The sequence below is a fragment of the Nocardia terrae genome (assembly GCF_009760405.1).
GTDB lineage: Bacteria > Actinomycetota > Actinomycetes > Mycobacteriales > Mycobacteriaceae > Nocardia > Nocardia terrae.
On sequence record NZ_WRPP01000001.1, the window covers coordinates 1,035,818 to 1,062,037 of the forward strand.

22 protein-coding genes are annotated in these 26,220 nt (G+C 68.9%); 12 read left to right on the forward strand and 10 right to left on the reverse strand.

The features are described from left to right. Positions 1-2: 2 nt before the first annotated feature. The 5 genes from GPX89_RS04755 to GPX89_RS04775 form a co-directional block, all read right to left on the reverse strand. Positions 3-2,153, reverse strand: coding sequence for an acyltransferase family protein (locus tag GPX89_RS04755; protein ID WP_157355312.1), 2,151 nt, complete (start codon positions 2,151-2,153; stop codon positions 3-5). Positions 2,154-2,236: 83 nt separating this feature from the next. Continuing rightward, positions 2,237-3,529 (reverse strand): ArsB/NhaD family transporter, encoded by a 1,293-nt coding sequence (locus tag GPX89_RS04760; RefSeq protein WP_157355313.1) that lies wholly within the window; start codon positions 3,527-3,529, stop codon positions 2,237-2,239. Positions 3,530-3,548: 19 nt separating this feature from the next. Continuing rightward, positions 3,549-3,992 carry a CBS domain-containing protein gene (locus tag GPX89_RS04765; protein WP_157355314.1) on the reverse strand — a complete coding sequence of 148 codons (444 nt, stop codon included), beginning with the start codon at positions 3,990-3,992 and terminating at the stop codon, positions 3,549-3,551. A 178-nt stretch (positions 3,993-4,170) separates the two neighbouring features. Then, a complete protein-coding gene (locus tag GPX89_RS04770) occupies positions 4,171-4,929 on the reverse strand; it encodes a metallophosphoesterase family protein (protein ID WP_157355315.1) in 759 nt (252 codons plus the stop codon). Between the two features lie 52 nt (positions 4,930-4,981). Further along, on the reverse strand, positions 4,982-5,422 hold the full coding sequence (locus tag GPX89_RS04775; RefSeq protein WP_235946659.1) for a carboxymuconolactone decarboxylase family protein: 441 nt from the start codon (positions 5,420-5,422) through the stop codon (positions 4,982-4,984). Between the two features lie 198 nt (positions 5,423-5,620). Between GPX89_RS04775 and GPX89_RS04780 the strand changes: the two genes are divergently transcribed. After that, positions 5,621-5,800, forward strand: a complete 180-nt coding sequence (locus GPX89_RS04780; protein ID WP_157355316.1) for a hypothetical protein — start codon at positions 5,621-5,623, stop codon at positions 5,798-5,800. A 115-nt stretch (positions 5,801-5,915) separates the two neighbouring features. On the opposite strand, the gene GPX89_RS04785 is transcribed toward GPX89_RS04780, so the two are convergent. Continuing rightward, positions 5,916-7,043, reverse strand: coding sequence for an acyl-CoA dehydrogenase family protein (locus GPX89_RS04785; RefSeq protein WP_157387037.1), 1,128 nt, complete (start codon positions 7,041-7,043; stop codon positions 5,916-5,918). Between the two features lie 2 nt (positions 7,044-7,045). Beyond that, positions 7,046-8,278, reverse strand: coding sequence for an acyl-CoA dehydrogenase family protein (locus GPX89_RS04790; protein ID WP_328601506.1), 1,233 nt, complete (start codon positions 8,276-8,278; stop codon positions 7,046-7,048). A gap of 173 nt (positions 8,279-8,451) precedes the next feature. Between GPX89_RS04790 and GPX89_RS04795 the strand changes: the two genes are divergently transcribed. Together GPX89_RS04795 and GPX89_RS04800 are read left to right on the forward strand one after the other, a co-directional pair. Further along, positions 8,452-8,880, forward strand: a complete 429-nt coding sequence (locus tag GPX89_RS04795; RefSeq protein WP_157355318.1) for a DUF1707 SHOCT-like domain-containing protein — start codon at positions 8,452-8,454, stop codon at positions 8,878-8,880. A gap of 34 nt (positions 8,881-8,914) precedes the next feature. Next, positions 8,915-9,400: a hypothetical protein gene (locus GPX89_RS04800; protein ID WP_157355319.1), complete on the forward strand. Its 486-nt coding sequence runs from the start codon at positions 8,915-8,917 to the stop codon at positions 9,398-9,400. A gap of 184 nt (positions 9,401-9,584) precedes the next feature. Here the strand turns inward: GPX89_RS04800 and GPX89_RS04805 are convergent, their stop codons facing one another. Beyond that, positions 9,585-10,526, reverse strand: a complete 942-nt coding sequence (locus GPX89_RS04805) for a MerR family transcriptional regulator (RefSeq protein ID WP_157355320.1) — start codon at positions 10,524-10,526, stop codon at positions 9,585-9,587. 119 nt (positions 10,527-10,645) lie between these two features. On the opposite strand from GPX89_RS04805, the gene GPX89_RS04810 reads away from it, so the two are divergent. Together GPX89_RS04810 and GPX89_RS04815 are read left to right on the forward strand one after the other, a co-directional pair. Continuing rightward, positions 10,646-14,362: an AAA family ATPase gene (locus GPX89_RS04810; protein ID WP_328601507.1), complete on the forward strand. Its 3,717-nt coding sequence runs from the start codon at positions 10,646-10,648 to the stop codon at positions 14,360-14,362. Positions 14,363-14,448: 86 nt separating this feature from the next. Then, positions 14,449-15,105 carry an HAD family acid phosphatase gene (locus GPX89_RS04815; RefSeq protein WP_157355321.1) on the forward strand — a complete coding sequence of 219 codons (657 nt, stop codon included), beginning with the start codon at positions 14,449-14,451 and terminating at the stop codon, positions 15,103-15,105. A 56-nt stretch (positions 15,106-15,161) separates the two neighbouring features. On the opposite strand, the gene GPX89_RS04820 is transcribed toward GPX89_RS04815, so the two are convergent. Further along, complete coding sequence (locus tag GPX89_RS04820; RefSeq protein ID WP_157355322.1) at positions 15,162-16,058, reverse strand: NmrA family NAD(P)-binding protein; 897 nt, start codon at positions 16,056-16,058, stop codon at positions 15,162-15,164. A 104-nt stretch (positions 16,059-16,162) separates the two neighbouring features. On the opposite strand from GPX89_RS04820, the gene GPX89_RS04825 reads away from it, so the two are divergent. Both GPX89_RS04825 and GPX89_RS04830 read left to right on the forward strand, forming a co-directional pair. Further along, positions 16,163-17,068, forward strand: a complete 906-nt coding sequence (locus GPX89_RS04825; protein ID WP_157355323.1) for a TetR/AcrR family transcriptional regulator — start codon at positions 16,163-16,165, stop codon at positions 17,066-17,068. A 595-nt stretch (positions 17,069-17,663) separates the two neighbouring features. Further along, the gene (locus GPX89_RS04830) at positions 17,664-18,668 is read left to right on the forward strand and encodes a hypothetical protein (protein ID WP_157355324.1); all 1,005 of its coding nucleotides are present in this window, start codon (positions 17,664-17,666) and stop codon (positions 18,666-18,668) included. On the opposite strand, the gene GPX89_RS04835 is transcribed toward GPX89_RS04830, so the two are convergent. Continuing rightward, entirely contained in the window at positions 18,652-19,041 is a 390-nt protein-coding gene (locus GPX89_RS04835) for a DUF2237 family protein (protein ID WP_326357779.1), read from the reverse strand. The two genes, GPX89_RS04830 and GPX89_RS04835, sit on opposite strands and share 17 nt — an antisense overlap. Before the next feature lie 214 nt (positions 19,042-19,255). Here GPX89_RS04835 and ftsY point away from each other — a divergent pair, with 214 nt between their 5' ends. The 5 genes from ftsY (at position 19,256) to GPX89_RS04860 (ending at position 26,196) form a co-directional block, all read left to right on the forward strand. Further along, complete coding sequence (gene ftsY / locus GPX89_RS04840) at positions 19,256-20,986, forward strand: signal recognition particle-docking protein FtsY (RefSeq protein WP_328601508.1); 1,731 nt, start codon at positions 19,256-19,258, stop codon at positions 20,984-20,986. A 261-nt stretch (positions 20,987-21,247) separates the two neighbouring features. Continuing rightward, on the forward strand, positions 21,248-22,594 hold the full coding sequence (locus GPX89_RS04845; protein ID WP_157387040.1) for an ammonium transporter: 1,347 nt from the start codon (positions 21,248-21,250) through the stop codon (positions 22,592-22,594). 5 nt (positions 22,595-22,599) lie between these two features. Beyond that, complete coding sequence (locus tag GPX89_RS04850; protein ID WP_157355325.1) at positions 22,600-22,938, forward strand: P-II family nitrogen regulator; 339 nt, start codon at positions 22,600-22,602, stop codon at positions 22,936-22,938. A 250-nt stretch (positions 22,939-23,188) separates the two neighbouring features. Beyond that, a complete protein-coding gene (locus tag GPX89_RS04855; RefSeq protein ID WP_328601509.1) occupies positions 23,189-25,636 on the forward strand; it encodes a [protein-PII] uridylyltransferase in 2,448 nt (815 codons plus the stop codon). 251 nt (positions 25,637-25,887) lie between these two features. Next, positions 25,888-26,196, forward strand: coding sequence for a hypothetical protein (locus GPX89_RS04860; RefSeq protein ID WP_328601510.1), 309 nt, complete (start codon positions 25,888-25,890; stop codon positions 26,194-26,196). The last annotated feature ends 24 nt before the right edge of the window (positions 26,197-26,220 follow it).

A 26,220-nucleotide genomic window follows, 5' to 3' on the forward strand; every position in this document is an offset into this window, starting at 1 on the left:
GGTCACCACCAGCCCAGGATGGGCTGGAGTTCGCGGCCGAGTTCGGGGGCCAGGGAGCGTGAATAGCTTGCGGTCAAATGGTGTTCGTCGTGGTAGATGAGGATGTTGCCCTCGACGACGGCGCACACGTCGGGTTCGCAGACGGCGTTGTTGGGGTCGATGAGGTGCAGGTTCGGGAAGGCGGCGGCGGGGGCGGCGGCCGGGTTCTCGGGAGAGAGGGCCTCGCTGCGCTCGAGGCCGCAGCTGATGCGGTCGCCGCCACCCGCGAGGCAGTCGATGGCGCGGTAGCGGATGCCGTTGCGGCGCAGCCACGGAGTGTCGCGGATGCCGATGATCTGCAGGTTGCGGTCCGACAGAGCCGACCAGACGTCGACGTAGTCCTGCGGGGTCTCGTCGCCGCCGTTGTCGCTGGGGCGGGTGGCGGTGGTGAAGACGTAGTCGGGGTGCTCGACGCCCAGCCGGTCGATGACCTCGGCGGACCAGTCCCGGCAGTCGGGGTTCTGCTGGCCCTTGTACACCGGATCCTCGGCCACCGTGAGCGGACAACCCATCTTGAGGTAGACGACGACGCGGAAGTGGTACTGCTCGCCCAGGATCTGGAAGGCCGGAATCCAGTGCTCGGCATGCGAATTGCCGACCACGGCGATGGTGCGGTGGGCGTTCTGGTCACCGTAGGTGCAGGTGACCACCGCGCGGGTGTCGAAGTCGGCGATGCAGCCGTCGCGGGTGGGGTAGGCGATATCGGCCGGTGCTTCCTCGGTCGTGGGCCGCATGGGTGCGCGCGGCACCAGTGCGTGATCGGTGAGGGCTGCCGCGCCGGGGTATTTGGACGGATCCAGCTCTCCGACGGCATGCGCCTTCGCGCCCATCGTCCACTGCCAGGCCAGGGTCGAACCCAGCAGCAGGACACCGACGGTGGAGACCGCCACACCCGCGAGCAGGCGGCCGCGGGCCGGGGTGGCGGACGGCTTGGACCGCATCCGCAGCGGCTCCTCGACCAGGTGATGGGTCAGGTAGGCCAGCAGCAGCGACACCAGGATGATGGCCAGCCCGCCGACCGCCCCCGCCCGGCGCTGATGCGTCTCGCCCAGGTAGAAGATGAGAATCGGCCAGTGCCACAGGTACAAGGCGTAGGCGAACCCGCCCAGCTGCACGATCGGGCCGGACGCGAGCGCGCGATTGACCAGCGGCTGCTCGGCGGTGTCGCGGCCCGCGCCCGCGAGAATCAGTGCGACCGTGGCCAGTACGGGAATCAGCGCGGCGGGACCGGGGAACACCAGCACACCGTTGACGATCCAGCCGCAGCACGCGATGGCCGCGATTCCGGTCCAGGCGAACACTTCTCGCGTGGGCCGGGGTAGCCGGATGTAGGGCGCGGCGATCGCCAGCAGCGCGCCTGCGAGAGGTTCCCAGGCCCGGGCGAAGGTGTCGTAGTAGTTCCAGCCCTGCTGGGTCGAAACCCCTTCGGTGGCATAGCAGAACGAGGCGACCGCCACGACCGCGAAGATCACCGCGAGGGTCAGCCGCAGCACCCCCTGCTGCCCGGCTCGCCGCAGGAACGCATGCCGCGCGGCCGTTTTCCACGCACCCGCCGCGACGGCCCGCCGCAGCGTCCACGCCACCAGCGCCACCACGGCCAGCAACACCAGATACATCTGCCCCTGCACCGACATCGACCACAGATGCTGCAGCGGGCTCACCGACGGATCGGCGGCCAGATAGTCCGACCACGACAGCGCCAGATACCAGTTCTGGTAGTAGAACAGCGAAGCCAGCGTCTGCCCCGCGATATCCGACCAGCGGGTGTGGGGGAGCAGCGTCACCGTCGCGACCACCACGGCCGCCAGCACCACGACCATGGCGGGCAGCAGCCGCCGCAGCGTGCGGCGCACGGTGGTCAACACGCCCACCGGCCCGCCGTCGGCGCGGCGCACCAGCATGCCGGTGAAGAAGAATCCGGAGAGCACCAGGAAGACGTCCACGCCGCCGGACACGCGCCCGGCCCAGATGTGGAACGCGACGACCAGGGCGATAGCTACGCCGCGTAATCCGTCCAGATCCAGCCGGTAGGCGCCGGGACTGGCGGGGCCGGCCGGGGCGTCCTGGCGGTCGCTGTCCGGCGCGGTCGGATGATCGGTGCTGGATATGGACATGGCGGATGCCATTGTCGGTCAGGGTTCGCGAAAATAGCCAATCGCCACTCGGAAGGTGTCCGTGTTGTTCCCTTTGTCGCTGGTCAGGCGAATGCGAAATAGCGCAGCCACAGATATGGCGCGGCCACCACAATCGTGACCGCGGTCACCACGATGCCCTTCCTGGTGAATTCCCAGAACGAGATCGGATGATCCGAACGCTTGGCGATCCCGAGCATCACCACGTTCGCGCTGGCCCCGACTGCTGTGAGGTTGCCACCGAAATCCGCGCCCAATGCCAGCGCCCACCACAGGGCGTCCGACTGCAGGGGGCTGTTCACGTGATCCGCGAGCTCCGCCACCAGTGGGCTCATGGTCGCCACGTACGGGATGTTGTCGATGACGCCCGACAGCACCGCCGAGACGACGAGTATCAGCATGGTTGCCACGAGCGCGTTTCCGCCGGTGAGTTCGGTCGCGTATTTCGCCAATCGGCCGATCACACCGGTTTTCACCAGCGCCCCGATCATCACGAACAGGCCGGCGAAGAACAGCAACGTCTCCCATTCCACCGCGGACAGGTAATCGCGTTGCGGCAGACCGGAAATCAACACCAGCGCACCGGCGCCCAGCAATGCCACCAGTGACGGTTCGAGATGGAAGATCGGGTGGCCGAAGAATCCCGCGAATACCAGCGCGAGCACAATTCCGCACTTGATCAACAGCTTCGGCTCGCGAATCGCCTCGCGCTCGTTGAGCAGCATGATGTCGGCGGCCCGTTCGGGATGGACGTCGAAGGAGCCCTTGAACAGACGCGGCAGCAGCAGCGTGAACACCAGCAGCTCGATCAGCACGATCGGGGTGAGATTCAGGAAGAAGTCGTTGAACGACAGGCCCGCCCGGCTGCCGATGATGATGTTGGGCGGGTCGCCGATCAGCGTCGCCGCGCCGCCGATATTGGAGGCCAGCACCTCGGCGATGAGGAACGGGGTCGGCGGCACCTCCAGGCGCTCGCACACCAGCAGCGTCACCGGGGCGATGAGCAGCACCGTGGTCACGTTGTCGAGGAACCCGGAGGCGGTGGCGGTGATCAGCACCAGCAGGATCATCACGCGCAGCGCGGATCCCTTGGCGCGCTTGGCCGCCCAGATGGCGACGTACTCGAAGATGCCGGTCTGCCGCAGCACGCCGACGATGACCATCATCCCGAGCAGCAGATAGATGACGTTCCAGTCGATGCCGGTCTCGTGGGAGTAGAACACGTCGTCGGAGTCGACGATGCCGACCGCGATCACCACACCGCCACCCACCAGCGCGGCGATGGTTTTGTGCACGCGCTCGGAGGCGATGAGGATGTAGGAGATCGTGAAGACCGCGATGGCGACGGCGACGGTCATGACCGCCGCCCGGGCGGGCTCAGTTCGCGAGCGCCACTTCCAGCAGCCGCGAGGAGGTGATCACCCCGAGCAGCCGGTCGCCGTCCTGCACCGCGACCAGCGGCGACTTGTACTTGGCCATGAGCGCGGCCACCTCGACGAAATTGTCGTCGGCCTTGGCGGCCGGAATCTTGGTCAGCCGCTCCGGAATCACGTCCCGAACCCGCTTGCCCCGCAACCGCTTCACCACCTGCCCGCACATACCCTCGGTGAGCACCCCCGCCAGCGACGGATCGTCCTGCACATACTTCGGCACGATGAACAACACCACCTGCGAGGCGGGCAGCACCGAGTGCGGTTTCCCATTGGCGTCGATCACCAGGATCCCCGGCAGCCGATGCTCGGCCAGCAACTTCGCCGCGTCGATCGCGTCGGAGTCCAAATCGATCACCGGATATTCCTCGGCCATCTGAGCGGCATGCATAGTTGCAGGATACGACGAATAGCCGAGCGTTCACGGCAAGAGAATACGTCAAGATCGAAAACGATCGCCGCATCGAAACTCCCAGGTCGGACCGTACGGCCCGAGGTTTCGGACCGGCCGACCAGACTTCCCGGCGCGCCTTCGGTAGAGATTTCGTAAAAGAATACCGGCCAGGGGTTCAGGGGTTGCCCGGATGTGTCAGCTCGTACACCCGGTAGGCCGCGCGAATGACCGCGTAGGAGACGTTGCGGACCTCGACGCCGGTCGGGGTGCGGCCGAATTCGGTCCCGCCGTGGGCGTGTCCGTGCACGGCGAACACGGCGCCGCCGCCGTCCACCGCGTCGGCGAGATCCTGGCAGCCGAGGCCGGGGTAGATCTTGGGGTCCTCGCCGACCAGGGTGTCGACCACGGGGGCGAAATGCATGAGGGCGATGCGCATGTCGCAGTCGAGGGAGTCCAGGGCGGCGCGCAGGCGCACGGCGTCGGCGGGGCCGCGGCGGAAGCGCTGCCGGTGTTCGACGCTGCCCTCGGCGGGATTGCCCGGGTGCCCGGGGAATCCGCCGCTGCCGCCCATGACGCCCGCGATGCCCAGGCGAATGCCGTTGACGGTCAGTGCGATCGCGGTGCCGTCGAGCATGTGCACACCGATGTCGTTGAGCTGCACCGAGATCCGGTAGCCCAGCCGCCGATCGTGGTCGTGGTTGCCGAGCACGGCGACCACCGGGATCGGGAGGCCCTCGATCTCGGCGCACAGGGCATCGGTGTCGCGCAGGGTGCCGCCGTTGGTGAGATCGCCCGCCAGCAGCAGTACGTCGGCGTGTGCGCCGAGGTCGAGCAGCGCGGGCCGGAAGTGCCCGCGCATGCTCTCCCGCATGTGCAGATCGCCGACGGCGGCGATCCGCACGCGTCCGCTCGTACCCTCGATGCCGCTGGCCATACCGTCAATCAGCCACAGACCACGCGGCCTGTCAACGGCGTTCCGTGTGCGACTAGGACTCGAGCGGTTCCATGCGCAGCGGCACGCCGAGCCGGTTCCACAGGTTGATCTGGGCGGTCACCGCGACCAGTCCGGCGCGCTGACCTTCGTCGAAGTGCTTCTCGACCCCGGCCCAGACCTCGTCGCCGACCCCGTGCGGGCCCAACTCCGTTGCGGCCTCGGCGTATTCCAGAGCCGCGCGCTCGGCCTCGGTGAACAGAGCCGACTCCCGCCAGGCGTTGAGGTGCCACAGGCGGCGCTCGGTCTCGCCCTCCTTGCGGGCCTCGGTCGAGTGCATGTCGATGCAGAACAGGCAGCCGTTGATCTGGGAGACCCGGATCTTCACCAGTTCCCGCACCGTGGCGTCCAGCGGTCCGCGCCGAATGGCGGTCTCGGCGGCGATCCACGCCTTGTAGACCTCGGGGGCGACCTCGCTGAGGTTCATTCGCGACATGATGTCGTCCTTTCGTCCGGTTCGAATGCATCCCTTGGACGAGGCGGCGTCCGTGGACGTGACGGGTGGTGAGCTATGAGCCCGGTCACACCGGCATGCCACCCGATCTAACCAGTGCGACCGGTCGGGTTGTGACGCCTGGAAGGCTGTGTTTGCCGTAATTGTGCGAAATGCCGCGCATACGGCAATAATCCGCACGTGGGAACCGTGCTCTTGATCGCCGTGGGTGTGTTGTGCTTTGTCACCGGACCCGCACTGGTGCTGGTCATCGTGCAGGCCGTGCGTAGTTCGGCCCGCGCGGCCGCCGCGCCGCGACAGCCGGTCGCCCGCGATGCCGAACGGATACCCGTCCCCGCAAATTACGCACAGCGCCGCTGATTCCGGCGTGAGCCCGGGGATCGCTTGCGGCGGCCGGGTTCCGGTGGTTCCGTCGGGCGAGTCACCGGAACCCGGACCTCTCACCGGTCACCCCTGAGCCGGTGCGTGCAACCCGCTACGGCCGCGTCAGCGCGGCATAACGGGAGATGTGCTGATCGGTGCTGCCGAACTCGTACTGAACGGCCGTGAGGCGCTTGAAGAAATGGCCGATCGCCAGCTCCTCGGTCATGCCCATCGCGCCGTGCAACTGCACCGACTCCTGCCCGATGCGCCGGGCGGCGCGGCCGATGGTGGCCTTGGCGGCCGAGGCGGCCCGGGCCCGCTCCGGCGCGGGCGCGTCCAGCTTCAGCGTCACCAGATAGGTTGCCGCCACGGCTTGTTCGAGCTCGAGCAGCATGTCCACCATGCGGTGCTGCAGCGCCTGGAAACTGGCGATCGGCACGCCGAACTGGCGGCGCTGCTTGGTGTAGGCCACGGTGTCGGCGACCACCTTGCGCATGGCCCCGACCGTCTCGGCGCAGACCGCGGCGATGGCCTCGTCGACGGTGGCCGCGATGGCCGCGCCGGCCTGCGCGAGTAGCAGCGCGTCCGCGGGCACCCGCAGATTCTCGAAGCTCAGGTCCGCGGCCGGACGCTCGTCGATGGTGCGGTAGGACCGCGCGGTGAGCCCGGCGGGCGGGGCGGCGGCGGCGTCGACATCGACCACGAACAGCGCGATATCGCCGTCCACGGCCGCGGTCACCAACAGGTGCGTGGCGATCGGCGCGGAGGTGACGACGGTCTTCTCGCCGGTGAGCAGCCAGTCGTCGCCGTCGCGGACCGCGGTGGTCGCGACATCGGTGTAGTCGTAGCCGGATCGCGGTTCCAGCGCGGCGAATCCGGTGACCACCTCACCGGCGGCGATGCCCGACAGCAGATCCTCGGCCCGCTTGCCGGTACTGCGCTTCAGCAGGCCCCCGCCGACCACGACCGTGTCGACATACGGTTCCAGCACCAGCGCGGCCCCCAGCGCCTCGCTGATGATCATCGTCTCGACCGGTCCGCCCCCGATGTCGCCCGCCGACTCCGGCAGGCTCGCCCCGAGAATCCCGACCTCCTCGGCCAGTCCGCGCCAGATCTCCGGCTGCCACCCGGCCCCGGTGCGGGCCGCCGCCCGGCTGGGCTCCAACCGGTAACGCGCCGCGAGGAATTCGGTGACGGTGTCGCGCAGCAGTTCTTGTTCTGCGGTGAAAGAGAAGTCCATGGTCACAGTCCCAGCGTGGCTTTGGCGATGATATTGCGCTGAATCTCGTTGCTACCGGCGTAGATCGAGCCGGCGCGGTCGTTGAAGTACCGCAGCGGGGCGACCGCCTGCCACTCCTCGCCGGTCACGAAACCGTCGGCGGGCGGGGTGAAGTCGGCGACCGGAGCGCCCGGCATGGTGGCGTGCGGCTGGTAGGCGCGACCGCGCGGACCGGCGGCCTCCACCGCGAGTTCGGTGAGGACCTGGCTCAGCTCGGTGCCCAGGATCTTGATGGTCGAGGCGGCCGGGCCCGGATCCTTGCCGCTGGAAACCAGTGCGAGCGTGCGGTATTCGAGAATCTCGAGCACGTCGGCGCGCAGCCGGGCATCGGCCAGCTTGTGGGCGAAGGCCGGATCGTCGATGAGCGCGCCGCCGTTCGGGCCGGGCTGGTCCTTGGCGGCCTGGGCCAGCTCCTCGGCCATCACCTGCAGCATCGGCGACGCCGCGCCGCCGCCGCGCTCGAAGTTGAGCAGGTATTTGGCCACGGTCCAGCCGTCGTCGATCCGCCCCAGCACATTGGCCTGCGGCACCCGCACCTGGTCGAAGAACACCTGGTTCTGCACCTGTTCGCCGGAAGTCATGACCAGCGGCCGGATTTCGATGCCCGGGGTGCGCATGTCGATGAGCAGGAAGGTGATGCCCTGCTGCTTCTTGGCCTGCTTGGAGGTGCGCACCAGCGCGAAGATCCAGTTGGCCTCGGTGGCGTGGGTGGTCCAGATCTTGGAGCCGGTCACCATGAAGTCCTCGCCGTCGGCGACCGCTGCCATGGACAGCGAGGCCAGGTCCGAACCCGCCTCGGGCTCGGAATAGCCTTGGCAGAAGAAGATTTCGCCGGTGAGGATGCGCGGCAGGAAGAAGTCCTTCTGCTCGGGGGTCCCGAACGCCATGATGGCGTGCGAGACCATCCGGATCCCCATGGGCGACAGGTTCGGCGCTCCCGCCAGCGTGCACTCGCGCCCGAAGATGTAGTGCTGGGTCAGGCTCCACTCGCAGCCGCCGTACTGCACCGGCCACGCCGGCGCGGCCCAGCCCCGCTCGTGCAGGATCTCCTGCCACTTCATGCTGGCTTCGTGGTCCGGATAGACGCTCGTCGCCAGGCGACCCGCCCGCCGAAGATCATCCGTTAACTTTTCGTCGAGAAATTCGCGCACTTCGTCACGAAACGCCAGATCGGCAGGCGACCAGTCAAGGTCCACGATGACTCCTTGTCCGAGAACTGTCACTAACGATCGCATTCCATAAGCCCTGCTGGCAAATGTGCTGGCACCCGCCTTCACTTGAATCGCTTGACATTCCACTTTGGAGGTTTACCCTGGTTCTTACGTTCCACAATGGAATATCAGGCAGCGCCTCACCGTTAGGCATCGACATGGACATCACCACCGGCACCCGAGCCTCCGACACCGAACGCGCCCAGATCGCCGACCTGCTCGGCCGTCACCTCACCGAGGGCCGCCTCGACCTCGCCGAATACAACGACCGCCTCACCCGCGTCTACGGCACCACCACACGCGAAGACCTCCAACTGGTCCTCCAGGACCTCCCGAAACTGACCGAGGCCGCTGCGTCCCAGCCGGTCTCGCGCACCCGGCTACCCCTCTGGCAGCAAATCGAGGGCAGCGCCTGGCTCGGCGTCAGCCTGCTCAGCCTCGTCATCTGGGCCGCGATCTCCATCGCCGCAGGCGAATTCACCTATCCGTGGCCCATCTGGGTCATCGGCCCCTGGGGCGCGGTCCTCGTCTTCCGGGTCGTCATGGGCTGGGAATCCGCCGCCTGGAACCGCCACCGCACCCACTGAGCCCGGCCCCGCCCGCTCCCCGAGGAGGTGGGCCATGCCCGCCTATACCGTCCTGCTGGCCCTCCATATCACCGCCGGCGCCCTCGGCCTGCTCCTCGGCCCGGTTGTCGGCTGGGCCGACGCGAGGTCCCGGCCCGACGCCGCCCGCTCGCGCCACTCCGCCGATTGGTGGCCCTGGTACCTGAGGGCCCTTGCCGCCATCGGCATTACGGCAACGATCATGGTCCTCTGGCACCGCACCGATCTCTGGTGGCTGATCCCGCTCTCGGCTCTCACCTACGCCCTGGCCTTGCTCGGCCGCAGAGCGGCAGGTCGCCCCGAAGCGTGGACCCACGCCTACGTCCACGGTCTCGGCGGCTCCTACATCGCCCTCTGGACCGCAACCCTGGTCGTGGCCTTCGCCCTCCACGGCCCCCTCCGAGGTCCCTTCGAGCTCGTCGCCTGGTTAGGGCCGACCCTTCTCGCTCTCCCCCTGCTGGAACTGTGGCGCCGTCGTCTTCTCGTACCGGTCGGCATCTGATTTCGCCGCGTGCCGCTGGCGACGCGCGACCCGAAGCCACAGGGCGCGATGTCCTGCCGGAGCGGCTGTCGCCAAAGTTCGGCGCGCTGAGTGCACAGGAAGCGGCCACTGTCTGCGGCGTGGTGCCGTGCTTCCCGTTCGTGTAGCACGGCACACTGCTCGGATCTGGACCTGATCCGATGCCCTACGACTGTGCGAGATCGACTCGGAGTGCGGTGGCGAACCATGCGAAAGTGGGGCCCAGGTCCGGCAGCGGCGGCCAGCCGTTGATGGTCGCCACGAGCTGCCAATACCGTTCCACCCGGCGATCATCGGCCATCTCCAGGCGCTCCAGGATCCACTCGCGCAGCGCGCGGTCGTCCGGCTTGTCGAAGGTCTCGGCGTATCGGGCGGTCAACTCGCCGATGATCGCCGCGGCGGCCGGGCCCTCGGGCTCGACGCCGCTCGACAGCGCGTGACCGACCTGGTCGCGCACCGCCTCGGTCAGGTCGTGGTGCAGGCCGGTGTCGTCGCCCGCGGCTCGCTCCTCGGCCTGGTATTCGGCCATGCGGCGGATGGCCGCGCGGAAGTCGTTGTCCTGGACCAGGTCCACCAGGTCCATCCAGGCGCCGACCTGCTCCGGGGTCGGGTCGTCGGGGAGTTCGGGCATGGTCGAGCGGAGCAGTTCGACGACGGCGGGGTTGCCGTCGAAGGCGCCGAAGGTGTCGTCCACGAAGTCGTGGATGATGCGGGCGCGTTCGGCCTCGGACAGTTGGACGAGCTTGTGCATGAATTCCATCTCCTTTTCGGTCGAATCTCGTTTGGCTACCGCGCGCAGGACCGCGCGGCGCAGGCGCAGGACGCGGATCTGGACGTCCACCGCTTCGGCGTGGGCGGCCGCGACCTCGGTCAGGGAGGTTTCGCGGGCGAGCACGCGGCGCACGGTGGCCAGGTCCATGCCCAGTTCGCGCAGGGTGCGGACCAATTCGAGCCGCGCGACGGCTTCGAGGTCGTAGAGGCGGTAACCGCCGTGGCTGTGCGTGGTCGGCGGAACGATCCCTTTGTCGGAGTAGAAGCGGATGGTCTTGACCGTCAGGCCGGTTCGGTCGGCCAGGGCTCCGATGGTGTAGAGCGTTTCGTCGTCCATGGGTCGAAGCTTCGTGCTTCCCCTTGGTGGAGAGTCAAGGGCGGGGGGATCGGCGCAGATGGGACGCGACGTTCGGCATACTCGGGGCAATCGTGGGGGAGCGGGTAGTCTGAGCCGCTGTGCACCTGAAGAGTCTGACGCTGAAGGGGTTCAAGTCCTTCGCGTCCGCGACGACATTGCGTCTCGAGCCGGGGATCACCTGCGTGGTCGGGCCCAATGGGTCGGGGAAGAGCAATGTCGTCGACGCGCTCACCTGGGTGATGGGTGAGCAGGGCGCGAAAGCGCTGCGGGGCGGGAAGATGCAGGACGTCATCTTCGCCGGTACCGCGGGCCGCGCCCCGCTCGGTCGTGCCGAAGTCACGCTGACCATCGACAACTCCGACGGGGTGCTGCCCATCGAGTACTCCGAGGTGTCGATCACGCGCCGCATGTTCCGCGACGGCGCGGGCGAGTACGAGATCAACGGGAACTCCTGCCGCCTGATGGATGTGCAGGAACTGCTGTCGGACTCCGGTATCGGCCGCGAAATGCACGTCATCGTCGGTCAGGGGCAGCTTTCGGCGATTCTGGAGTCGCGGCCCGAGGATCGGCGCGCCTTCATCGAGGAGGCCGCGGGGGTGCTCAAGCACCGGCGGCGCAAGGAGAAGGCGGTCCGCAAGCTCGATGCCATGCAGTCGAATCTGGCCCGCCTCACCGACCTCACCACCGAATTGCGCCGCCAGCTCAAGCCGCTGGGGCGGCAGGCCGAGGTGGCGCGTCGCGCCGCGACCGTCCAGTCCGAATTGCGTGATTCCCGATTGCGGCTGGCCGCCGACGATCTGGTGAGCCGCCGCCGCGAACTGGAGAGCCAGCAGAGCAAGGAAGCCTACGCGCGCGAGCAGCACGTCAATGTGCAAGCCGAGCTGGATGCCGCCAATGCCGCGCTGGCACAGCAGGAATTCGAGCTGTCCAAGCTGACTCCGAGCGCGGAGGCGGCCGCCCAGATCTGGTTCGGGCTGTCCGCGTTGACCGAACGTGTCAATGCCACTATCCGCATTGCGCGGGATCGTGCGCGCAACCTCACCATCGAGCAACCGACCGGCACCGGCCGTGATCCCGAACAGCTGGAGCGCGAGGCGGATCGGGTCGAGGCCGAAGAGGCCGAACTGCGCGAAGCGGTCGAAATGGCCACCGAGACGCTGGAAGCCGCGCGCGAGGCCCTGCACGAACGCGAAATGGCCGCCAAGGCCGCCGAACAGGCCCACCTCGCCGCCGTGCGCGCCGTCGCCGACCGCCGCGAGGGCCTGGCCCGCCTCTCCGGCCAGGTCGACACGCTGCGCACCCGCGCCCAGTCCTCCGACGGCGAGATCTCGCGCATGTCCACCGCCATCGCCGAGGCCCGCCGCCGCGGCGAGGAGGCCAACGCCGAATTCGAGGCCGTCCAGAGCGAACTCAGCGAACTCGACGCGGGCGAGGAGGGCCTCGACACCGCCTACGAACACGCCGCCCAAGCCCTCGCCCTGGCCGACCAGCGCGTCACCGAACTCCGCGAAAAGGACCGCGAGGCAGGCAAACGCGTCGCCTCCCTCACCGCCCGCATCGAAGCCCTCACCATGGGCCTGCGCCGCAAGGACGGCGCGGCCTGGCTCCTCGAACACCGCACCGACGGCCTGCTCGGCCCCCTCTCCGGCCTGATCCGCGTCCACGGCGGTTTCGAAGCCGCCGTCGCCGCCGCCCTCGGCCCCCTGGCCGACGCCGTCGCCGCCGACACCGGCCCCGCCGCCCACGCCGCCGTTCGCGCGCTCAAAGAAGCCGACGGTGGCCGTGCCGCATTGGTATTCGCCGACGCCGCCGATTGCCGCCCGGCCGGAACCTTCGCTACCGGACAGCCCGATGCGGGAATCGGCGCACAGCCCGGCAGCGCCGCGACCGGCGTGCAGGCAGGCATGGGTCCTGACGCCGGTGCCGCGCGGGTGGATTCGCGACTACCTGCGGGCGCGCGCTGGCTGTCCGAAGTGGTGGATTGCCCTGCGAACCTGCGCACGGCGATCGCGGCTCTCACGGCGGGCATTGCCGTCGCCGATGATTTGGACACCGCAGCGTGTGTCATCGCCGAGCGTCCGGAGTCGCGGGTAGTTACTCGGGACGGTGATCTGACCGGCACCGGGTGGGTGCTCGGCGGGTCCGATCGCGCGCCGAGTCAACTCGAGGTGCAGGCCGATATCGATTCGGCCAAGCAGGAATTGGAGTCCTGGCAGCGGCAGGCCGAGGAGCTCGAGGCCGCGCTCGCCGGGGCGCTGGCGGAGCAGACCGATCGTAAGGATGCGGTCGATCACGCGTTGCTCGCGTTGCACGAATCCGATCAGGCGCTGGTCGCCATCTATGACCGGCTCGGGCGGCTCGGGCACAGTGCGCGCACGGCGCAGAAGGAATGCGATCGACTGCTGGCGCAGCGCGCCGATGCCGAAACCGGCCGGGAGGAAACGCTTTCCAAGCTGGCCGAGCTCGAGGATCGGCTGCGCAATGCCGAGAGCGAGCAGGCCGAGATGGATCCGGAGGCCGCCGGGACCGAGACCGCCGGGTACGCCCGGGAGGAGGCGGCGGCCGCGCTCGCCGAGGCCCGGTCCATGGAGGTCGAGGCCCGCCTGGCCGTCCGCACAGCCGAAGAGCGCGCGGAATCGGTTCGCGGCAAAGCGGATTCGCTGCGCCGCGCGGCGCGCGCCGAACGCGAGAACCGGCAGCGCGCCGAACGCGCCCAGGCCGCCCGCCGCCAAGCCGCCGAGGTCGCGGCCGTCGTCGCCGCGTCCGCGGAGCAGGTGGCCGCCGAACTCGAACAGGTGGTGGCCCAGGCCGGTGCCCGCCGCGACGAATTGGTGCGCCGCCGAACAGAATTCGCGGCCCAGGTGGATCAGACCAAGGAGCGGTCGCGCGCCCTGGCCGCGCAGCTGGCGCAGCTCACCGACGCCGTGCACCGCGACGAGGTGGCCCGCGCGCAGGCGGCCCTGCGCATCGAGCAGGTCGAGACCAATATCGCCGAGCAGTTCGGCGTCAGCCTCGAGGACCTCATCGCCGAGTACGGCCCGGACGTCCCCATGCCGCCCACCGCGCTCGAGATGATGGAGTACGAGCAGGCCCGCGAGCGCGGCGAGGACGTCAGCGAACCCCAGCCGATGCCCTATGATCGCGCCACTCAGGAGCGTCGCGCCAAGCGCGCCGAGAAGGACCTCGTCACCCTCGGCAAGGTGAATCCCCTTGCCCTGGAGGAGTTCGCGGCCCTCGAGGAGCGCTACACCTTCCTCAACACCCAGCTCGAGGACGTCAAGAAGGCCCGCCAGGACCTGCTGGATGTCGTCGCCGAGGTGGACGAGCGCATCCTGCAGGTCTTCACCGAAGCCTACGAAGACGTCGAGCGCGAATTCGAAGGCGTGTTCTCGCGGCTGTTCCCAGGCGGTGAGGGCCGGCTGCTGCTCACCGATCCCGCCAATATGCTCACCACCGGCGTCGAGGTCGAGGCGCGCCCGCCGGGCAAGAAGGTCAAGCGCCTCTCGCTGCTCTCCGGCGGCGAGAAGTCGCTGGCCGCAGTGGCTTTCCTGGTGTCGATCTTCCGTGCCCGCCCCTCCCCGTTCTATGTCATGGACGAGGTCGAGGCGGCGCTGGACGACACCAACCTGCGCCGGCTCATCGGGCTGTTCGAGCAGCTGCGCGAGAAGAGCCAGCTGATCGTCATCACCCACCAGAAGCCGACCATGGAGATCGCCGACGCCCTCTACGGCGTGAGCATGCGCGGTGACGGCATCACCCAGGTGATCTCGCAGCGCATGCGCGGGGAGAACCTGGTGGGCGCGAACGCTTCCTAGCGTCCCGTCCCGCTCAGCGGGATCGGGATGGCCGGGCAAAGTGAAACGCCTGCGCGTCGCACTGGGTGGGCGCTAGCGTCCGCGCCATGAGACGCTCCATCGCCGTACTGGCCGCCGGCATCACCGTCGGCCTGGTCGCCCCGCTGCCCGTCGCCCTGGCCGATTCCGGTTCCTCCGCACTGGGATCCGGCTCCGCCTCGGGCTCGGGCACCGGGTCCCTGTCCGGATCGGGCGGCAGCAACAGCAATCTGCCGCCCTACAGCCAATGGATCAGCGACGTCACCACGGTCGCCAACGCCGCCAAGACCTACCTGACGACCGCGCTGCCCGGGGCCACCAAACCCGCCATCGTCTTCGACGTCGACAACACCGTGCTCGAGACGAGCTACCACCCCGGTCCGATCACCCCGGCCATCCCGCCCATGCTGGCACTGGCGCAATGGGCGAAAAGCCAAGGCGCGTCGCTCATCTTCGTGACCGGGCGGCCCGCGCTCATGAACTTCTACACCCAGATCAACCTGAGCTCGGTCGGCTACTCGGTGGACGGGCTCTACGGCGGCGGCCTGACCACCGGCTCCAGCGGCGCGGCCGCGCTGGCCGAATACAAGACCGCCACCCGCGCCTCGATCGAGGGCCAGGGCTACACGATCGTCGCCAATATCGGCAACAGCGACTCCGACCTGTCCGGCGGCCACGCCCAGCAGACCTTCAAGCTGCCCGACTACAACGGCGCCCTGCCCTGATCCGCACCCCGCCCTGGGCGCGGCGGGGAGGGCATCGCGCGACCTCCCCGCCGGTCTCAGTCGGCGAGCAGCGTCTTCAGCCGCGCCGCACCGGATTCCGCCAGCCACGCGTCGAGAGTCCGCAGCCCGGGGTGGATTTCGCGGAGCGCGGGGATATCGGCGTGCCAGCCCTCGCCCTCCCGCGACAACCGCCACACGGCCCCGACCTCCGCTCCCATCGCCTCGGCCTCCTCCTGCGTGGCCTCGACATAGCGGACCGGCTGCCCGATGGCGGCGCTCACCGCGATCGCGGCTTCGGACATGGTGAGGGCGTCACCGGCCAATTCGATGGTCTCGCCGTGGAATCGGGCCGGATCGTCGAAGGCCAGCTGCGCGAACACGGCGATGTCCTCCAATGCGATGGACTGCACCGGCCGGTCGGCCGGGAACAGATGCTTGTGCACGCCGCCGTTGATGCCGTCCACCGGGTAGCCCTGCATGAAGTAGTTCTCCATGAACCGGGCCGGACGCAGAATCGTCCAGTGCAGGCCGCTCTCGCGTAGCGCCGCCTCCACCTGCCGCTTGCCCTTCGCGCCCCACTGGCCGTCCGCGGTCAGGGACGCGACGGTCGTGAACACGAGGAACCCCACCCCGGCCGCCCGGGCCGCCGTGATGAACCGGGTGCCGCGCTCGACCTCCAGATCGACATCCCATCCGTTGGGTCCGAAAGTCGCGGGCGGCACCAGGAAGGCCGCGCCGACACCCGACAGTGCCGCGTCGAGCGTCTCGGCCGCGTCGAAGTCCCCGACGGCCAGTTCCGCGCCCGCCGCCGCGAGTTCCTGCGCGGCAGGCGATTCCGGATCGCGCACCAGCACGCGCACCCGACGGCCGGCCGTGAGCAGCCGCCGCGCGGTCACACCGCCCTGCTTACCGGTCGCGCCGGTCACCAGGATCAGCTCACTCTGAGAAGACATTGTCACCCGTTCGTTCGGTAATATTCGGGTCGGTCGACCCGTATACGGACGCTAGAACCGCCCGATTCCGGTTGGCCAGCACCGGAAAGGAACCGCGTAACGAAATGTCCGCGCCCACCTTGCCCCACGAGCAGCCCGCCGCGCTCCACGAGAAATCCACCGCGCCAGGCGGAAAGGCCACGGCGTCCGGTGCGAAGGGCGCCTCGCCCCGTGCGACGGCTCCCACCTCTGTCGAGCTGGTCGCCAGGCCGAACCAGGCGTCTGCCGCGCCGAGTGTGCGGGCGGACGCGCGTCGCAATCGAGCCCTGGTGCTGGCCGCCGCGCACCGCGCGCTCGCCGAGCGCGGCGCGGCCGTCTCCCTCACCGAGGTGGCCCGCCGCGCGGGTGTCGGCGCGGGCACCGTCTACCGCCATTTCCCGACCAAAACCGCACTGCTGGAAGCGGTTATGGAGCAGCGCATCAATCGCCTCACCGGCCTGGCCCACCGCCTGCGCGATGCCCCCGACCCCGGCGCTGCCTTCTTCTCCTTCTGCACCGAGGTGATCACCTCCACCCATCGCAACCAGGCCCTGTGCGACCTGGTCAGCAACGACGGCTGGCCCCGCGAACTGGTCCGCGACGCCGGCACCCGCTTCCACACCGCCCTCGAAGACCTGCTCACGGCCGCCCAACGCCAGGGCGTGGTCCGCTCCGACCTCACGCTAGCCGATGTTCTGGCCCTCTTCACCGGATGCGTTGCGATCCAACGACTCACCTCGGAACACGAACTGTCGCGCCCCGCGGCCCTGGTCCTGGACTCGATGCGAGCCCACCCCTCCACTATCCCCGTAACGAAACCCCGAACCACCCCCCGCTCCCGTGACGAATCCACCCGCCGTCACGAAACCCCGCACTGCCCGATCTGCACCACCCCCATTCACCCCGCCCCCACCGGCCGCCCCGCCCGCTACTGCTCCCCGGCCTGCCGTCAAAAGGCCCACCGCCGCCGCCACACCCCCGAATCCGCCTGAACACCGGCTGCTTCGTCGCGTCCCTTTCGGTGCCCGCTTCACCCCACCGGCACCGGCCGGCCCGCTACTGCTCACCCGCCTGCCGCCAGAAGGCCCACCGTCGCCGCCACGCCCCCGATCCGCCTGACCTACAGCCACTTCGCCGAGTCGGTATCGAGGGCCCGCCCCGAAACCGCCTGAGCCATGGCCCGCTTCGCGGCACGCGGCTGCTCGGCGACGTCGCCCCGTGCGAGGCCGCATTCCGCACGGCCGGGACTTCTGCCCGGCGTGACCACCACGGCAACGGCCCCCGAATCGGTCGGCGTTATCGCCCGGGATCGACATCCATTTCGTCGAGTGGCCCATCCTGGAGGGGATTTGTCTGATCCCCCCTCCAGGATGCGCCACTCGGTGAATCGGGGAGGTGGGGGTCCCTAACGAGCCCCTAATGCGAGGCTGGGGCGAAAGGTATTGGGGCGCTTCGTGACCTGGGTGTGTCCTAACCGGTGCGAAGGTGTGACGAGAGTGGGTTGTGGGTGAAAAATGCTGGTGGGAGGGGATATTCGGGGGGTTTGTAACGACCCGCAAACGGGCAGTGGGGAAGTACGCTCCCTGCGTGGTTTGGGTGTCGGCCGCGGCGTTCGGTGTCGCATGGTGGCTCGGTTTGTATCTGCTGGCGCGGGATCCGCGAAAGCCGTTGTTACGCAGGGCGGCTATCGGGTTGCTGGTTTATTCGGCGGCGGTGGTGGCCGATCGGCTGGCCGGGGGCGGTCCCTGGTTCGACGGAGTGCGGATCGTGCTGGTGTGTGCGCCGGCGCTGGCCTTCAGCGGGGCGTTCGTGCGGCTGCTGCCGGCGCGGGCGGTCGAGCGGGTGGATCGGGTATGGCGGTTGGGACTGATACCGCTGTGCGCGGTGCTGGCCATTCCGGCGGCCGGCGGCTTCCTGCCCGCCGGGTACCTGCTCGGCGCGCTGACCCTGCTCGCGCTGCTGGGCACCATGCTGGGCATGCTCGGCCAGCACGCCGAATGGTCGGAGGACTCGCGGCGCTCGGCGGGCGGACTGCTCACCGTGGGCGCGCTGCTGCTGGGACTCAGCGCGGCGCTGATCCTGTTGGGCCTCAATGTGCTTCCGCAGACCGCCATGCTGTCGGTGCTGGCCGCCGACCTGGTGGTGCTCGGCCTGGGCATCGCGGTGATCGACGCCTACGACGAGGGAGAGTCCCTGCGGGCGGCCATGATCCACTCCCTGGTCGTCTCGGCGGCCACCGCGGCCGTGTTCGGCGGCCAGGCCGCACTGGCGCTCGCCCTCGCGGGGGAGCGGCCCGCCCTGGTGGCGCTGTTCTTCGCCGCCGTCGCGGCCGCCATCACCCTGCAGGTGCTCAATGCCCCGCTGCAGGCCGGCGCGGATCGACTGGCCTTCGCCTCCGACCCGCGCCTGTGCGCGGCGCGCGTCGAATTGCGCAGTGCCAACGAGGCTTTGCTGCGCGGTGCCAACGAGGCTTTGCTGCGCGGTGCCAACGAGGCGCTGCTGCGCAAGGCCAGCGAGGCGCTGCTCGGCAAGGCCGATGAGACCCCGCTGCGCAGGGGCGACGACAGCGGGCTGCCTACAGTAGGTCGCTGACGTCGTCGGGGACGTCGACGGCGTACTTGCGCAGGGTCTCCATCGGAACGACCTCGAGCGCGTTCTCGTGGGTGGCGGCCAGCACCACCGGTGCGGCCACCCCGTCCTCGTGGGCGTGCAGCCAGCGCACCGCCACCACGCACCATCGGTCGCCCGGCTGCAGGCCGGGGAAGTTGTTCTCCGGCCGCGGGGTGACGAGGTCGTTGCCGATCGACTTCTGGTGCTCCAGGAACTCCGCGGTCACCACCGTGCAGACGGTGTGGCTGCCCAAATCCTCGGGGCCGGTGCTGCAGCATCCGTCCCGGTAGAAGCCGGTGAGAGGATCGGTGCCACACTCCTCCAGCGGTCCCCCAAGCACATTTCGATCGGTCACGTCGCCGATCCTATTGTCTCGGTGTCGCATTCGCCGCTCCTTCCGCACTGTGGCACGTAGTCGAGCAGACCGGTCGGTAGTTGTCGGGATTTCCGAGCCCCACCCCGGCGTGTCGACGCTTGCGCGGCCCAACTGTGTGATAGACGACACTGCTCCCAACGTACGAGCAGGTGTGTGAAACCGGCAATACGACTGCCTCTGAAAGGATGGGGGCGTGACGACTGCAGAAGTTTGGATCCTGATCGCCGCGATCGTCGCGGTGCTGCTCGTGGCGCTGGTTGCCGGATACGCCCTGAACAAGCGCCGCCGTATCTCGCTGACCCCGGAGGCCGCCGAAACCAAGGAGGTCACCGACCGGTCCGGCGGATATCAGGCATCGAGCGGATTCAGCTTCAGCCAAGGAAGCACCGCCGAGAAGGAGAAGGTCCCCGCGGCCGAGTCCAAGCCGGTCCCGCTCCCGCCCGAGCGCACCGACGACGAGGGCCAGCCCCATGTCGGCGACGACGCCGCCGTCCCGCGCGATGCCGCCAGGCGCAGCATCACCGATGTCCGCCTGCCCGAGCCGGTGCAGGGCCCCGAGCCCGCGCCTGCCGCCGCGGAGGCCGTCACGCCCACCGGCTCCGCTCCTGCCCATACCGACCAGGCCGCCGCCGGTCGGGACGCCGCGACCGCAGAGAACGTGCCGTCGGCCGACGCCTCGGCTGCGGGCGAATCCGGCTCGGCGACCCCGACTTCCGTCGCGGGCGGCGCTCCCGCCGCGCCGACCGAGGACGAGGCGCGGACCGCTGCCGTCGAAGCGGCCGGGCAAGCCGGTGAGACCGCCGCCGGTCAGGGCGCGGGAGAGGTTGCCGAGCAGCCCCTCTCGCAGGAGGCCGCCGCCGAGGAGGCCGCCGAAGCCGCGGTTGCCGCCGCCGAGGTCGCCGCCGGCGCCGAGGCCGCTGTCGCCGCTCGGTCGGGCGCACCGGCCGCCGCACCCGAAACCGCTGTTCCGGCCGAGGCTTCCGCCCCGGCCATCGCCGAGATCGAGCCCACCGCGGGCCGTCTGAACCGCCTGCGCGGTCGTCTGTCCCGCTCGCAGAATGCCGTCGGCAAGTCGCTGCTCGGTCTGCTGGGCGGCGGCGATCTGGACGAGGAGTCCTGGGAGGAGATCGAGGACACCCTCGTCATGGCCGACCTCGGCACCGCCAGCACCGCCGCCATCGTGGAGCGGCTGCGCGAGGAGATGGCGTCGCGCACCGTGCGCACCGCCGCCGAGGCGCGCGCCGTGCTGCGCGAGGTTCTCGTCGAAGCCCTACGACCCGAGCTGGACCGTTCCATCCGGGCGCTACCGCACGCCGATCATCCGTCGATCCTGCTGGTCGTCGGCGTGAACGGCACCGGAAAGACCACCACCACCGGCAAATTGGCGCGGGTGCTGGTCGCCGACGGCCGGCGTGTGCTGCTGGGCGCTGCCGACACCTTCCGCGCGGCGGCCGCCGATCAGCTGCAGACCTGGGGTGAGCGCGTGGGCGCGGAGACCGTGCGCGGCAAGGAGGGCGCGGATCCCGCGGCCGTGGCGTTCGACGCCGTGTCCGCCGGTATCGATCGCGGCGTGGATGTCGTGCTCATCGACACCGCGGGCCGCCTGCACACCAAGACCGGCCTGATGGACGAGCTGGGCAAGGTCAAGCGCGTGGTCGAGAAGAAGGCCGCCGTGGACGAGGTCATCCTGGTGCTCGACTCCACGGTCGGCCAGAACGGCCTGATGCAGGCGCGCGTGTTCGCCGACGTCGTGGACATCACCGGCGTCGCGCTGACGAAGCTGGACGGAACTGCCAAGGGCGGCATCGTGTTCCAGGTGCAACACGAGCTGGGCGTACCAGTCAAACTGGTCGGTTTGGGAGAGGGAGCGGATGATCTCGCCCCCTTCGAACCCGGCGCCTTCGTCGACGCGCTGCTCGGTTGATCAACCCTGAACTGCATCGATATCGAAATCAACATCATCCTCACAATGTCGTCGTAACAGTGGCGCGGTTTCGGAAACGTGACCGCAACACTGCACTCTCATCCGTTCACCTACGCGAAACGCCGCAGGATCACGGCTGAAACACCAACTGACGAATCTCATTGCAGGCTTATTCGCAGGTTGCTGCGGGGCTGAAGATGAGGAGGACAAAAGGTGGCGTACCCCATCGTTGATGTGCCGAACACCGGCGACACAGCATGGATGCTCGCGAGCTCGGCATTGGTGTTGTTGATGACCCCAGGGCTCGCGTTTTTCTATGGCGGCATGGTCCGTAGCAAGAACGTGCTCAACATGATCATGATGAGCATCAGTGCCATGGGCATTGTCGGCGTCCTATGGGCGATTTTCGGCTTTTCGGCATCGTTCGGCGACAACAAGTTCGGACTGATCGGCAATCCGACCCAGTTCTTCGGGCTCAAGGGCCTGATCGGCGCGGACGCGCATCCGGCCGTGGCCGCCGACCCGTCGAAGGGCATTCAGGCCGCCGACGCGATCGGCATCCCGCTCGCGGGTAACACCGGCATTCCGATGACCGTGTTCGTGGCCTTCCAGCTGATGTTCGCGATCATCACCGTCGCCCTGATCTCGGGCGCGGTCGCCGACCGCCTCAAGTTCGGAGCCTGGGCGCTGTTCGCCGCCATCTGGGCGACCGTCGTCTACTTCCCGGTCGCGCACTGGGTCTTCGACTTCAACGCCACCGACTCCAGCGGCAACATCATCCACGCGGGTGGCTGGATCGCCAACAAGCTCAAGGTGATCGACTTCGCGGGTGGTACCGCCGTCCACATCAACGCCGGTGCCGCTGGCCTGGCGCTGTGCCTCGTCCTCGGCAAGCGCAAGGGTTGGCCCAAGACGCCCATGCGCCCGCACAACCTGCCCTTCGTCATGCTCGGCGCCGGTCTGCTGTGGTTCGGCTGGTTCGGCTTCAACGCCGGTTCGGCGCTGTCCTCCAACGGCACCGCGGGTTCGACCTTCCTGACCACCACCTTCGCCACCTGCTCGGCCATGCTCGGCTGGCTGCTCGTCGAGAAGCTGCGTGACGGTCACGCCACCTCCCTGGGTGCCGCCTCGGGCATCGTCGCGGGCCTGGTCGCCATCACCCCGTCCTGCTCCTCGGTGAACGTCCTCGGCGCGCTGGCCATCGGCCTGGTCGCCGGTGTGGCCTGCGCCCTGGCGGTGGGCCTGAAGTTCAAGCTGGGCTTCGACGACTCGCTCGACGTGGTCGGCGTCCACCTCGTGGGCGGCATCATCGGCACCCTGATGGTCGGCCTGGTGGCCACCAAGGAGGCGCCGGCGGGTGTCCAGGGTCTGCTCTACGGCGGCGGCTTCAACCAGCTGTGGCGTCAGGCCGTGGGTGCCGGTGTGGTGCTTGCCTTCTCGTTCATCGTGACGCTCATCATCGCGCTCGCCATCAAGTACACCATCGGTCTGCGTGTCACCGAGGAAGCCGAGTTCGAGGGCATGGACGAGTCGGACCACGCTGAAACGGCATACGATTTCGCTGCTGTGGGTGGTGCGGCGCGCACCGCCGCCGTCAAGGAGGCATGACGAAAATGAAACTGATCACTGCGATCGTGAAGCCGTTCACTCTGGAGGACGTGAAGACCGGCCTGGAGCAGGCGGGCGTGCTCGGCATGACCGTCAGCGAGGTTCAGGGCTACGGCCGCCAGAAGGGCCACACCGAGGTCTACCGCGGTGCCGAGTACTCCGTCGACTTCGTCCCGAAGGTCCGGGTCGAGGTGGTCGTGGACGACGCTTCCGTCGAAAAGGTCGTCGAGGTCATCGTCGAGGCCGCCCGCACCGGCAAGATCGGTGACGGCAAGGTCTGGGTGACCCCCGTCGACGCGATCATCCGGGTGCGCACCGGCGAACGCGGAGCAGACGCGCTCTAACCGAAGAAAGATCGAGCGGCGGCCCGCTCCCGCTCACATGAACGGGACGGGCCGTCGCTGTGCTCGCGCGGTATCGGCCGAACAAATTGCATATCCGGTGCATTCGCCCATGTGGGTCGCGGCCCGTCTCGTTCTGGACTGAGCGGAGCGGGGGAGCGAAGCGGAGGAGCGGAGGGAGGGAAGAACGAGACCTCCAGGGCCGCGACCCCGCCGGAGCGCAGCGGAGGCAAACAGACACAGGTGGTGGGTTGTGGGTTTTCAGCAAGCACGCGACGAGAAGGCCGGAGACGACAAGGTTTCCAATGGGGCTTCGGATCTGGTGAAGGCCCGCGACCAACTGCTCGCCGAGCACGGACCCACCGGCCGCGTCACGCGGCTGGACGCCGAGGCGCTGCGGGAAGCGCTGGTGGACCTGTTCGAACTGTGGCTGACCACCAAGGGTCACGAGGTCGGCATCACCGCCGACAGCGGGCTCGCCATCGTCGCGGTGGGCGGACTGGGCCGCCGGGAGATGCTGCCCTACTCCGACCTGGATCTGGTGCTGCTCTACGACGACATCGACCCCGCCCGGGTCGCCGAGGTCGCCGATCAGCTCTGGTATCCGCTGTGGGACGCCCACATCAAGCTCGATCACAGCGTGCGCACCGTCCCGCAGGCGCTGCGCGTGGCCTCCGACGATCTCACCGCCGGCCTCGGCATGCTCGAGGCGCGGCACATCGTCGGCGACGAGGGCTTGAGCAATCTGCTGATCAGCGGGGTGCGACGGGACTGGCGTGCCGGAATCCGGTCCCGTTTCGACGCCCTGCTGGAGCAGGCCCAAACCCGTTGGCGCCGTAGCGGAGACGTCGCGCACCGCGCCGAGCCCGATCTCAAGAACGGGCGCGGCGGACTGCGCGACATCCAACTGCTGGACGCGCTCGCCATCGCACAGCTGACCGATGCCATGCCGGGGCTCGGTCCGGAGGTGCCCGGTGGCGGGTTGCGGCAGGCGCATCGGCGGCTGCTGGACGTGCGGACCGAACTGCACCGGGTAGCGGGCCGGGCCCGCGACCAGTTGCGGGCCCAGGACGCGGACGAGATCGGGGCGGCCCTGCGGATCGGCGATCGCTTCGATCTGGCCCGCACGCTGTCGGACGCGGCTCGCACCGTCAGCTATTCCACCGATGTCGGGCTGCGGACCGCCGGGAACGCGCTGCCTCGGCGCGGTCTCGCGCGCCTGCGCCGGGTCCCGGTGCGTCGACCACTCGATGAGGGGGTGGTCGAGCATTCCGGGGAGGTGGTGCTGGCGCGGGACGCGCGCCCGCAGCGCGATCCGGGTCTGGTGCTGCGGGTGGCCGCCGCGTCGGCGCAGTCGGGGCTGCCGATGTCGGCCACCACGCTCAACCGGCTCGGCGAGGATGCGCCGGAGCTACGCGAGCCGTGGCCCAAGGACGCCGTCAACGACCTGTTGATGCTGCTCGGAGCGGGCCGCGGCGCCGTCGACGCCATCGAGGCATTGGACCGGACTGGCCTGTGGGGCAGGCTCTTTCCGGAATGGGGCGTGGTGCGCGACCTGCCGCCGCGCGATGCCATCCACACCTGGACCGTGGACCGCCACCTCACCGAGACGGTCGCCCAGTCCGCGGCGCTGGCCACCCGGGTCTCGCGCCCGGACCTGCTGCTGCTGGGCGCGCTGCTGCACGATATCGGCAAGGGGCGCACCGAGGATCACAGCGCGGTCGGCGCGGAACTGGCCGTCTCCATCGGAAATCGCCTGGGGCTGTGGCCCTCCGACGTGGCGACGCTCGCGGCCATGGTGCGCCACCACCTGCTGCTGCCCGACACCGCCACCCGGCGCGACGTCACCGATTCCGACACCGTGAAACTGGTGATCGACGCCCTCGACGGCGATCCGCACCTGCTCGATCTGCTGGCCGCCCTGGCCGAGGCGGACGCGCTGGCCACCGGGCCCGGGGTGTGGAACGACTGGAAGGCCTCGCTCATCGGCGAACTGGTGCGCAACTGCCGCCGCGCCATGGCGGGCGAGGAACTGCCCGAGCCGACCCCGATTCCGGACGAACTGCGCGAGCGCGCGGAATCCGGTGGCGTGCACGTGGATCTGAAGCCGGGGGAGGGCCGTTACCACCACGTCGTCACCGTGGTCGCCCCCGACAATCCCGGACTGCTCTCGGACGCGGCGGGTGTGCTCGCGGTGCATTCGCTGCGGGTGTTGTCGGCCGAGCTGGCCAGTGTGGGCAAGTCCGCGATCGACACCTTCGTGGTGGCGCCGCGATTCGGTGACCCGCCGGACCCGGGCCTGTTGCGCCAGGAGCTGATCCGCGCCATCAACGGCGATCTGGATCTGGCTTCGGTGCTGGCGCGCAAGGAGCGCGACGCGGGCGGGACCCAGCCGAGTCCGTTCGCGCAGGCGGAGCCGCGGGTGTTCTGGCACGAGACCGCCGAGCCGGGGCGGGTGCTGCTGGAATTGCGGGCCGAGGATCGGATCGGCCTGTTGAGCCGGTTGGCCGCGGCCCTGGCCGAGGTGGGCGTGAACGTCTCGTGGGCGAAGGTGGTGACCATGGGCACGGCGGTCATCGACACCTTCGGACTGGATCTCGGGGCGACCGACACGCCGGAGCGCCGCGCGGAGATCGCCGCGGCGGTGCTGGCGGTGGTGCCGCCGCAACAACCGAAGAAACCTCTCGAAGCGGACAGCTGAATCGGATCTTCCAGCAGTTTCCTGACCGATCGCCATGGACCGGGATTAGCTGGCAAACCGTACGTTTGCCAGTTAATCAGAATGTTGCAGGCAATTTGCTGTAATACCGGTCGAGTGATCGGTGTCACACCCTAGTATTCGCGTGCAGGTGCCGCTTGCCAGACCCCGGACCTCCTGGGGGTTCGGGGGCGAAGCCCCTGAGAGTCCCGAGAGTTGGGTAGAGCTGTCGCGAGAACGAGGGGAGCAGGTCGGTGGCAATCGAAGTCGTCTCCGCGTCGATGATGACGAGTGATTTGACCTCGCACATCGCCCGCTGTGTGGGCGGCGACCGCTGGGTCGTCTCCTGGCTCCCAGGTCGCACCCTCACCGGTCAGCAGGCGGTGACCGCCATGACCATCGCCTCCACCGTCACCGAGCACCTTCCCAGCGACGTCGAATGGGCGCTGCTCGACGGGCTCGCACTGGAATTGGGGCTGACCGCCCGCGAGGCCGTCGGCATGGTCACCACGGAGAAGCACGACCTGCGGCGTCCGAGCCCGCGGCCACGTTCCCTCGAATAGCCCACTACCCTGGTATCTCGAGTG